This is a genomic window from Parashewanella curva, from assembly GCF_003675895.1.
GTDB lineage: Bacteria > Pseudomonadota > Gammaproteobacteria > Enterobacterales > Shewanellaceae > Parashewanella > Parashewanella curva.
The window spans coordinates 1-10,156 of record NZ_ML014854.1; the positions used below are offsets into that span (position 1 = coordinate 1).

At 38.6% G+C, this 10,156-nt stretch carries 13 protein-coding genes; 7 read left to right on the forward strand and 6 right to left on the reverse strand.

The window, feature by feature from the left end; all coding sequences use genetic code 11:
• Together D5018_RS22045 and D5018_RS19365 are read left to right on the forward strand one after the other, a co-directional pair.
• The coding region (locus D5018_RS22045) for a hypothetical protein (protein ID WP_207819399.1) at positions 1–249 on the forward strand (249 nt) is incomplete at its 5' end.
• 796 nt (positions 250–1,045) lie between these two features.
• Positions 1,046–2,317 carry a tyrosine-type recombinase/integrase gene (locus tag D5018_RS19365; RefSeq protein WP_121840633.1) on the forward strand — a complete coding sequence of 424 codons (1,272 nt, stop codon included), beginning with the start codon at positions 1,046–1,048 and terminating at the stop codon, positions 2,315–2,317.
• A 99-nt stretch (positions 2,318–2,416) separates the two neighbouring features.
• On the opposite strand, the gene D5018_RS19370 is transcribed toward D5018_RS19365, so the two are convergent.
• The gene (locus D5018_RS19370; RefSeq protein WP_121840634.1) at positions 2,417–3,439 is read right to left on the reverse strand and encodes a PDDEXK nuclease domain-containing protein; all 1,023 of its coding nucleotides are present in this window, start codon (positions 3,437–3,439) and stop codon (positions 2,417–2,419) included.
• A gap of 259 nt (positions 3,440–3,698) precedes the next feature.
• A complete protein-coding gene (locus D5018_RS19375) occupies positions 3,699–4,334 on the reverse strand; it encodes a LexA family protein (RefSeq protein ID WP_121840635.1) in 636 nt (211 codons plus the stop codon).
• Between the two features lie 189 nt (positions 4,335–4,523).
• Here D5018_RS19375 and D5018_RS19380 point away from each other — a divergent pair, with 189 nt between their 5' ends.
• From D5018_RS19380 to D5018_RS19395, 4 genes are read left to right on the forward strand one after another with little or no spacing between them, the layout of a single operon-like run.
• Positions 4,524–5,375, forward strand: a complete 852-nt coding sequence (locus tag D5018_RS19380) for a hypothetical protein (RefSeq protein WP_121840636.1) — start codon at positions 4,524–4,526, stop codon at positions 5,373–5,375.
• The gene (locus D5018_RS19385) at positions 5,368–5,979 is read left to right on the forward strand and encodes a DUF6475 domain-containing protein (RefSeq protein ID WP_121840637.1); all 612 of its coding nucleotides are present in this window, start codon (positions 5,368–5,370) and stop codon (positions 5,977–5,979) included. Before D5018_RS19380 ends, D5018_RS19385 begins: the two co-directional genes overlap by 8 nt.
• 10 nt (positions 5,980–5,989) lie before the next feature.
• Positions 5,990–6,289 carry a flagellar transcriptional regulator FlhD gene (locus D5018_RS19390; protein ID WP_121840638.1) on the forward strand — a complete coding sequence of 100 codons (300 nt, stop codon included), beginning with the start codon at positions 5,990–5,992 and terminating at the stop codon, positions 6,287–6,289.
• Positions 6,286–6,798, forward strand: coding sequence for a FlhC family transcriptional regulator (locus D5018_RS19395; protein WP_121840639.1), 513 nt, complete (start codon positions 6,286–6,288; stop codon positions 6,796–6,798). Before D5018_RS19390 ends, D5018_RS19395 begins: the two co-directional genes overlap by 4 nt.
• Positions 6,799–6,805: 7 nt before the next feature.
• On the opposite strand, the gene D5018_RS19400 is transcribed toward D5018_RS19395, so the two are convergent.
• The gene (locus D5018_RS19400; protein WP_121840640.1) at positions 6,806–7,345 is read right to left on the reverse strand and encodes a hypothetical protein; all 540 of its coding nucleotides are present in this window, start codon (positions 7,343–7,345) and stop codon (positions 6,806–6,808) included.
• Positions 7,346–7,532: 187 nt separating this feature from the next.
• On the opposite strand from D5018_RS19400, the gene D5018_RS19405 reads away from it, so the two are divergent.
• Complete coding sequence (locus tag D5018_RS19405) at positions 7,533–8,165, forward strand: S24 family peptidase (RefSeq protein ID WP_133309344.1); 633 nt, start codon at positions 7,533–7,535, stop codon at positions 8,163–8,165.
• Here D5018_RS19405 and D5018_RS19410 read toward each other — a convergent pair.
• Genes D5018_RS19410 through D5018_RS19420 form a run of 3 tightly spaced genes read right to left on the reverse strand, consistent with a single transcriptional unit; the run spans position 8,155 to position 10,021 of the window.
• On the reverse strand, positions 8,155–8,829 hold the full coding sequence (locus tag D5018_RS19410) for a queuosine precursor transporter (RefSeq protein ID WP_121840642.1): 675 nt from the start codon (positions 8,827–8,829) through the stop codon (positions 8,155–8,157). The two genes, D5018_RS19405 and D5018_RS19410, sit on opposite strands and share 11 nt — an antisense overlap.
• Positions 8,807–9,340, reverse strand: a complete 534-nt coding sequence (locus D5018_RS19415) for a hypothetical protein (protein ID WP_121840643.1) — start codon at positions 9,338–9,340, stop codon at positions 8,807–8,809. The genes D5018_RS19410 and D5018_RS19415 overlap by 23 nt, the downstream gene beginning before the upstream one ends.
• A 15-nt stretch (positions 9,341–9,355) precedes the next feature.
• Entirely contained in the window at positions 9,356–10,021 is a 666-nt protein-coding gene (locus D5018_RS19420) for a class I SAM-dependent methyltransferase (RefSeq protein WP_121840644.1), read from the reverse strand.
• Positions 10,022–10,156: the final 135 nt, after the last annotated feature.

Sequence of the window (10,156 nt, forward strand, 5' to 3'; positions counted from 1 at the left end):
TTGCAAACTGATAAGTACTATAAAATTGCTCCTTTCGCACTATTTGTCAAAGTCATCCCATTGATAATTAATGATCTTTTCATGATGTTTGTCGATCTAAAAGATCTACACCCAAAACAGATACCAAGATTTGATAAAGGAACATTTAAATGTTCCTTTATCAAATCTTGGTATCTGTTTTTAAGAGCGGTAGGTAAAAAGCAAGATAAGTTATTTTGTGCAAACAAATCCATTTTTATCGTCAGTTGAAGGGAATTTGCAGATCTGATCGCCACTTTTTCAAACAGTTCCATGAAAAAGTTTAATTGCTTAGAAAGTGATCACATTGTGTAGATACCTATGCTTATATAGTTACTTCTCTATATAACCTTATATAACTCTATTAGTAACCACATTGAAAACTAAGGATTTTCTGTATTTGCTAAGGCGTCACTTTCTAATGTAACTGGTTATATAGTGGTTCCCTTTCTAGTTACTTTGACTAATCTCCTGAAAGCCATGTATACCAATACTCTCAGCAATATTCAGTGGAAGGTTACCTCAGTTACCCAGCTTTTTTTGATTTAAAGTCAGCCTTGATCGCTGACGCTGTTTTTCTCAAATTTAAACGGTGCATGAGTGAATAATCAGCCAAAATATACGACTAACTCTATGATGTCATTGGTGAGATTTTTAGGGCTAAAGATCACGTAAGTTCAAAAAAATAGGGGGAGGTTTTGCGAGTATTTTGCGAGAGTTTTGCGAGTGTTAATGTTTAAGGGTGCGGTAAAACAGAAAAAATCGTTATAAAACAAGAAGAAAAATGGTCGGAATGAGAGGATTCGAACCTCCGACCCCTGACACCCCATGGAGTTATTTACTCCTTATTGTGATTTTCAGCAACTCCGAATGACTCCCACAAACCCAACTCAAGACATTGATATATAACATATATAAATCATCTGTGATTTTCATTGAGCCGATATTAGTTTCAGTGCTACCTTCAAAAGCCGTGCTACATATGGTGCTACATATTTTTTGGTCTACTTAAACGGTGCTACAAAAAATGACTAGTGTAAAAATGAAAATCACAGACTCGTTACTGAAACAGGTGCCTGAAGAAATCTCCAGAATTAATGATACCGAATTATCCGGCTTTTATGCCCAAATGGGAAAAACTTCAGATTACGAAGCTCGAAAGCATACCTTTTATCTGTATTATCGTTTTGGTGGCCGTGACGGTATTCAGCGCCGCTATTCTATCGGAAAAAGTAATGTATTAACTGCTACTGATGCAAGAAAAGAAGCCATTCGCCTAAAAGCTAAAATTAGCCTTGGTGAAGATGTTTATATTAGCCGAAAAGAAAATAGATCAGCTATTAAGAAAAGTAAGCTTGAGCCCGATGTTAATCAACTCTCAGATGAGTTTATGAATATCTATGTAAGACCTCATCGTAAACGTCCTGATGAAGTTGCTCGAATGCTTTCTGCAGATATTATTCCAGCCATTGGTTCAATTAAGCTTAACAAGCTCAATCGAAGACTTGTGATCAGTAAAGCACTTGATCCTATTGTAGCCCGAGGCTCAAAGGTTCAAGCTAACAAGACCTTATCTTTACTCAAGCAAATGTTTGATTTTGGTATACAGCGAGGTTTATTGGAACATAACCCATTAACGGGAACAAAACGCATGGTGATAGGTGGTAAAGAAACCGCAAGAAGCCGAAATTTATCCTTAGATGAGATCAAGCTGGTATTTCTCAAGCTACCAACACTTGGCGTATCTCATCAAGTGATCACGATATTAAAACTACTTTTATTTACCGCTTGTCGAGTAAACGAAATAACATCAGCCAAGTGGCAAGACATTGACTTTGAAAAGCAAGAATGGACGATCCCAAAAGAAAACGTGAAATCAAAAAAAGGAGCCGAAAAAGAGCATAAGATCCCACTCAACGATTCCATCAACTCACTGCTATACGAAGCAAAAAATGCTTATGCTTATTTAAATTCGGAATTTGTTTTCCCGAGTTTAACCTGTACCACCGTAGCTCCCGGCACAAAGCCAATTGATAAACGTTCTGTCGCTAGAGCCATAAACCGCAACATTGATAACTTCGGTATAGAGGCGTTTACTCCACATGACTTGAGAAGGACTGCTGCTACCCTATTAGGTAAGCTTAGTGTTGATCCAATTGTCATAGAGAAAGTATTAAACCATGAGTTAGTTGGTGTTATGGCAATTTATAATCAGTATAAATATATGGAAAAAAGAGCGGTTGCATTGAAAAAATTGGCTGAGCTGATTAATGATAGGTGTCAACTTGTGGTGCTATAGAGCTAGTTACAGGAATGACATTGAAATAAAGCCAATGCGAACAGTGGTTTTTTCCCAAATGGAAAACACCACTACAACTACCTCACTTTAACTTATTGCTCACTGAACACGGCTATTTTGCTCTGCTAAGGTAGCTTCGACTTCGCGGCGTAACTCATCTTCGTTGGGAAGATATAACTGATATTTCTGCACAAATAAGTTTTCATCCATGCCATAAGTGGCATATTTGACCAGCAGCTCGTCTTTGTCTTTACTCAAGATGATACCAATAGGTGGATTATCACCTTCAGTGTTTTCTTCAGCTGCAAAGTAGCCCATGTACATATTCATTTGACCTATGTCTTGGTGCTTTACGTCATTAATTTTTAAGTCAATTAATACAAAGCAGCGTAAAATACGATGGTAAAACACCAAGTCTACTTTGTAATGAGTATTGTTTAGGCTGATACGATATTGGCGACCGACAAAAGTAAAGCCCTTTCCAAGCTCTAATAAAAAATGCTCTAGGTGTTCGCAAAGGGCATCTTCTAAGTCTTTTTCGCTGTATTGTTCTTTCTCTGTAAGCCCCAAAAACTCAAAAACATAGCTGTCTCTCTGTACGTCTTTCGGTTGTACCACTAAATTATTTTGTTTAGATAACGCTAAAACTTCATCTTTGTTTTTTGATGCTGCCAATCGAAGAAATAAGCCACTTTCTTTTTGTCGTTTTAATTCTCGTACACTCCAGTTTGCATTTAGAGATTGCTGTGTATAAAACTCTCGCTCTGCATCATTACTGATTTTTAATAACTCTACATGGTGCGACCAACTCAAATGGTGCGACAGTGTCGCACCATTTCGATTAACGAGATAAAACTGCCTGAAACGCTTTAAATTAGACAAGCTAAAGCCTTTGCCATGCTTTAACTTAAGTTCACGACTTAGAGTATCTAATAATTGCGAACCATACTCTGCTGCATCCTTTCCTTGCTGTTCAAACTCAACAATATGCTGACCAATTTTCCAATAAGTGACGACCAATCCTGAGTTGATTGCTTTTACTGTATTACTTTGACCTTGAGTGAAAGTTGACGAAATTGCATCGACAAGATTCTGATAGTTGGTATTCACAGCTTTAGTCACGCAATAACTCCTTTAAAAAATCTGAATATTGGGAACAAAAAATAGCTCTGCTCTGTTCGGTTTAATGCTTATTGTTCATGCTCTATTTCTAGCGTTTATTTGGCTCCAACCGTAAACATTAGCACCCGCCTTTCTCCCCATGCAAAGATCTCCAACAAGCTGTTGGAGATCTTTGCGTTTACCTTATTCGAATTAATCGGCCTCATATCTTGCCGACTTTTGATAACACTTCGAAACAGATAGCCGCATTTGAAACCGCTTAACAAAACTGCATTACCGCTTGTTTTACAACACCAACCACTTCAGCACCATCGTCAAATGGAATAAGCGGATATTGCGAGTTAAATGATTTTAGATAAACTTGGTTCCCTTCAACAAGAATTTGCTTAAACACGGCTTCCTTAGCATTAGAAAGTTTTGCAATAACGAGATCACCGGATTGGTATTCACTGGTTGGTTCGACAACGATAACTGCACCTTCAGGTACATTTCTGGTGCCATGACTTTCCATAGCGTCACCACGGACTCTGAGAACATAGCTATTTTCACTGACGACTTTTGCTGATACAGCCCAGTACTCACTAAAATCACTCGTCTCAAGGCTGTTGGCAACGCTTTCCCAATCAAGTGCTTGAGCCCAAGTGATCATAGGCAGTTCTATGGTGTGCCTTTTCGAGTGTCGCTGAATAAAAGGCTCACCTTCTCCTGAAAGTACCCATGTTGGATTCGCACCGAGTTCTTGGCAAATAGGTAAAATCAGCTTTGAATTTTTTGTATAACCTGTGCAGACACGACTTATCGCCTGCTGGTTTACGTTTAATCGTTTCGCTAATTCCACTTGCGTTACTCTTACGTGCTTTAAGAGATAGTCTAAGCGTTCGGCTACAGTATTCATTATTAAAGTTTATTCAACCCTCTTCCATATATCAACATTTTTGATGTTGACAATTAAATCAAACGGAGTAGATTCAAATCAACAAACATCATTTTTGATGTTTAAAAGGATTTTAAAACCACTTTTGGTTTATAAATACCTCATTGATGAGATTGTACAACAAGTCGTTTTTTATATCAGGATTACGATATGAGAAGTTTTGGTACGGTAGACATCAGTTTTTGGTTAACGAAACGTATAAAGAGCTGGAGTGACCTAGAGCGGTACTTTGCGCTTTATCTATTAACCTGTCCCCATTGTACTTTGATCGGTTGTTTTTACGCCCCAATATCCTACCTCGCTGGTGATTTAGGTTGGGATGAGCAGCAGGTAAGAAATCATCTTACCGCTTTGCAAAAAAGAAGGTTTTTACTGCATTGTGATAAAAGTGACTGGCTACTTCTTCGAAAATATTTGAAATACAACCCAATAGAAAACCCGAACCAAGGCAAGGCGGCTTTGAAGTTATACCTTTCCATACCTAAAGGCTTTCGCTACCGGAGAGTGCTAAGGCAAACACTAGAACCTTTTATACAAAAATTACCTTTAGAATTTCAGAACATCCCTCAGCCAACACAAGCAAGCAAAGAAAAATCAAGCCGTTCTTCAGAGCCTCGACCACAGACAGCTCTAATACAGAAAGCAGCCTGCGATAACTTTGAAACCTTTTGGTCACAGCAGATCCGTAAAGAGAAAAAAGCCAAAGCTCAAGAAATCTGGACACAACTCGGTTTGAACGAAGATAAAAAGTTAGCAACTAAGGTCACAGACAGCTGGGTAGAGCAAAAACAGTTCCGCCAACAGTATCAAGACAAAACAAAAACACCGTTACCTCATAATTGGTTGAGTAATCGCCAGTGGGAGGATGAATACCTTCGTATTGATGATGTGGCCATTCACTCAAACCACTTGCAAAGAAAACCACATGTTTCCGACCATAATTTGGCTATCGCGCAGCTATGGGTATCGCCAAAACCACAGGAGAAACCCGTTAATGACTGAGCAAGATAAAGCGGAATTTGCACATGTTTGGTGTGCTTCATGGAGTCTTTATGACAAAGTTGTTACTGATGATGTTTTATCCATGAGTTTTGAAGCACTATGCCAATACTCTATTGAGCAGATTAAATCGGCCTTATCACACCATATAAGATCGACCAGTGCTGGGCAATTTGCACCTAGACCAGCCGATGTGATCAAGCACATTCCATCAAGTCCACACTCCCAAGCCGTTCAAGCTTGGGAACAAATGAATTATGCGATACACCGAGTTGGCGCATGGAACTCGGTGTATTTTCAAGATCCACTCTTGACACTATGTATTACAAAACTCGGTGGTTGGGTCAAGATGTGCCGCTTAACGGAGTGGCAATTAGAACGCCTTCAAAACACCTTTATTGATTCTTATCTGAGTCTTGCTGAATCGACTCATTCAGAAATACTCAACACACCTCTGCTTGGAATTATCGACAACCAGAATCGAAATCAATCACTGCCCGTCGATGTGATGGCTGTAGTCAGTGAGCAACACCAATGTCGGATCAAGCAGCAAAGAATGGCTCTTCCTACGAACAATAAGCCATTACCATTTAATACAAATAATTGAGGGTATTCTTATGTCTTCTACAACAACGATTTTTGAGTTAAATTTACTGTACTTATTGGCGATTCGAGAGCTCGCACAAAACTCATTTGAAGAAGCACAGTATTACTCAGGTCTTGATTCACAAGCACTACAGATGATCACGAAAGCTCGTTTAGAACAGCTAAGAAACCTCGCTGGTTCTCCCAAGTTTCTTTTTCGATTTAATGGTACAACTCAATCGCTTCATCAATTGATTGACGTCAACACTTCTGCCATATCTAAATTTTCTTTTGCGTTTTCATTACCTCAAAAGAGAGAGTCATTACAATGAATGCTATCCAGCGAAGTCAAAAAACGTTAAAAGCTTTTCGGCTCCTTAAAGCCGGATTTAAAACGAGCATCATTGTTAATGATACTGGCCTTAAGCCTGACTATATTCGTAGCCTTACTAAAGAATTAGAGAATGTACAGCTCAAAGGAGGGCAACTTCCTGAAGCGAAAGCGATCCTTAACACGCACTTTGCTTCAATTGAGGGGTATGCTTTTCTATCGACGTATTTAACCTTAACAACCAAACAAACTAGTAATCACCTCGATTTAGACGTTCTAGCCCGAGCGTATCAGCTCTACATCAAAATTCGTAACCAATGTGAGCTCTGCAAATCTTCAAATACAAGCGCCATCGACATAAATGAAGCTTGGGTATTATTGCGAAGCTTTAAAATTAATAACATCGTATTTCATAGATGCCGTCATTGTTACAACCATTTTATTATCCCTGCTGATAAGCAGCCTAATGCTACTTGCCCATTTTGCTATTTGAAAAGAAAAGTAAGCTAAGAGGAGGCTAAACTGATCTAAACCTATCTCTTTTAGGCTCAACTACAGGCAATATTGTTCGCAGCCGTATTTGACGATAAAGCCTTTCTAATGTGGATTCACAAGAGTCATAATATCTGACTTGCAAGTTTCCTTCTCTAAGCTGTTCAGTTCTCTGCTCCTGCCTTAGCCAGTGATTTAAAGTTTTGCCATCAATAGGATGCCAATCCTGATGATCAACATCTCGAATGATCATATCAACAAGCAGCCCTGCTGCACTAAATGCAAGCACGTCACCAAAGATGGCTGCGGCACAAGAGGCGTCTGTGTCATTATGGTCTACTTCAGTAACAGCATTGGTTAAACATTGAAAGAATACAGGGTAATCAGCAACGAATAAATGCGGCGAAAGTAGATCGGCGAAACAGAGAACGGAAGATTTAAGCTGAGGACATTCAAGTACAATTTTTTCAAATTTTGGTTTTAGCCCTTTATGTTTTTCAAACCAATCAGTTAGCATTTGTTCACTGGTTTTAGGACTAAACTTTAATGTTATCAAATCAATCATATTGCCTCTATAAGTTTTATATATACACACATGATTACCATATAAGTATCACTTAACAATAATAAAGAATTTTTAATGCTATTTAATTACAGAATGTTAGATATAATTTGAACTAATGAGCTTGCGTAAGCTCTATAACACTAGACAATACTTGGTCGCTGCCACTTTTATGCCTGTGAGAGCAAATATGATTGGAAATGAGAGCAAAATAAGATTTAGCGAACGATTAAATGCAATCTTGGATGAGCACAATTTCCCCCCTAAAAATATGGGACGCATTTCATGGTTGGCCAATATGTTTTCAACGACGCATAAAGGTGCTGGGAATTGGGTTAATGGTAGAGCAATTCCCTCTCGCAAGACGCTAAAGATCATGTGCGAAAAATTCAATGTGAATGAAGAGTGGTTACAATTTGGCGATAAAGCGGGTGCTAAGTCCAAAATCATCAATGTACCCATGTTGACCAAGAGTGAGATCCTCAACTATGTCAAACAACAGCAACTGAATTTCCCTAACTTTGTTGAAGTGCAAGATAACAATAGCAGCAGAACTTTTGCGGTAGATCTAACCAAAGGTGAATTCGAACTCGACTTTTTAATCACTCAAAGGGGTATGATGATCTTTGATCCAGACAGGCCAGCCGCAGATAAAATGTTTGCGCTGGTTAATATAGATGATCAACTCAGTATTAAAAGGTTAATTGAGTTCGACAAAGAAAGGTTCGCAGTTATCAGTGACAATACAGACTCAAAAAATGAACTTCATACGCTGAACTTGCCTGATCAACTCGTCGCCATAATGACAGAGATTAAATTTTAAATGGATTGTAACTGATCCCGATATCGTAGTGGTCAACCTTGTCGATGTTTTTTAAATATCGAACAAGTAAACAAGCAGGCAATGAAAGCCAAAAACTGTATAACATCTTAATTTTCCAGCCTGAAACCATCATCCCTACAAGCTGCTCAGAAGATACCTTACCAGAAAATGCTGCACCCACAACGACAAGGCTTAACAACATTTGCCCCACACCTGTCGTGCAAATACTTCTGATAATGAACAACCTACCTTTCCATGCAATCTTCCAACGGCTTAGAATATAAATATTCAGAAAATCTCCAGAAAACAGCCCAGCAATAGCAGAAAGTACGTACCTCATTGTCGGCTCGAATACGGATTGATATGCGCCAGCATGATTAAAGTAGCTAGGATGTGGCATAACAATCATCACCTCTGATAAGCCAGCAAACAATAGCTCCGCAGTGATGCCTGCCCAAATAAAAATTTTTGCTACTTCATAGCCGTAGACCTCACCAACGATATCGCAAACAATGAATGAAAATGGAAAAAACAAAACACCACCGGGTATAGTCACCCCTAATGGCGAAATGAAGTTATTAGCAAAACAAACGGTTAAGCAAAGCATCACAATATAGAATGCAAGAATGAATAATAATCGACTATTGTTTTCCAGCTTTACCATGCTGCCCCTCGGAATGTTCGTTCAAGCATTTTAAATATCCAAGCACACAACAGTCTTCCTTTTGTAAGCCATTTAGCAGTTCAGAGTTATCAAACAGTTCAGCAAGACTTACTTCAATGACTTCACCATTATTGACATCTTTAAGCGTAATGATGGGTACTTCCGGATCGTCAAACTCAATGCCAGAGAACTCATATTTATGCTGTAATTTATTCAAACTCTCTCGTAATTTTTCATTTTCTTCGCTCATGTATTCATGCATGGCAAAAAACGACAAACTACGAATATCCAGAGGGTTCAAGCCTTCAATCAATTTACTATCACAAACGGCTTTAGTTACAGGCTCGGTGATGGTGATATAAGAACCCGTTAATTTAATGATTGCGACATTTATCCCCTCTTTCTCCACGACTCCAGCTAAACGAAAGGGGTACTTATTATCTTGATAAAGTGAGTTCCAGATTTTTTTCAAATGCTTAAAAAGCGAGTCTTGCTTAATCGGCTTATTCATAGATGGTTTGCCCTTTTACTTTTCCGCAATAACCCCAACACTTTCACGTCCATCAAGTAATAAGGACTCAGGAAATTGCCCCTTCCGATCAATGTAATCCGCTTCAACAATCTTAAAGCCCGCTTCAATAACAAGCTGCTTTAATACAGGCAGATCTACGAGGTGTATAAACTCAGGTATATTGTCAGACCAGCCCTCTTCCCATTGTTGAGGGTTATAAACTTCCCCAGGATACTTTAGACCTGCATCAAGACGTCTTTGATATTCAGGAAAAAATGCTTTCCAATTCGAAAGGTGATTTGTTTCACAAACGATATACAGGCTGCCTTTTGGCTGAAGCCATGATTTCAATACCTTTAATAACTCCAACATCTTTTCACCCGTATAAAAATGCAACACACGACTGATCAAGATCTTACTGAACTGGTTTTCCTGATAATTAAGTTCTGAAGGAAATGAGCCAAGTGAAGTGGTTAGTTTTGTATAACCTTTTTGATGTGCATTCTCTATGAGTTGTTGTAGATGCCTTTCATCAATGTCATTAGCCGTGACTGAAGCACCATTTTCTAACGCTTTTAATGTAGCGTACCCATAGGCTGCACCAATTTCCAAAAACTCACCCTCAGCAAACTCAGTGAATTTTGTTGAAAATGGATCAAGATTGGGAACGGCGTCAGCAATTCTCGGTCAAAGAATAAATCCTTAAAATTCAATACATAAAAGAAATGTTAAAATTTTCTTTTCGCACAAACGTAAAGCGAAAACCTGACATACAACGATAGATCACAACAACTATAGCCAATAGATCACAAACTA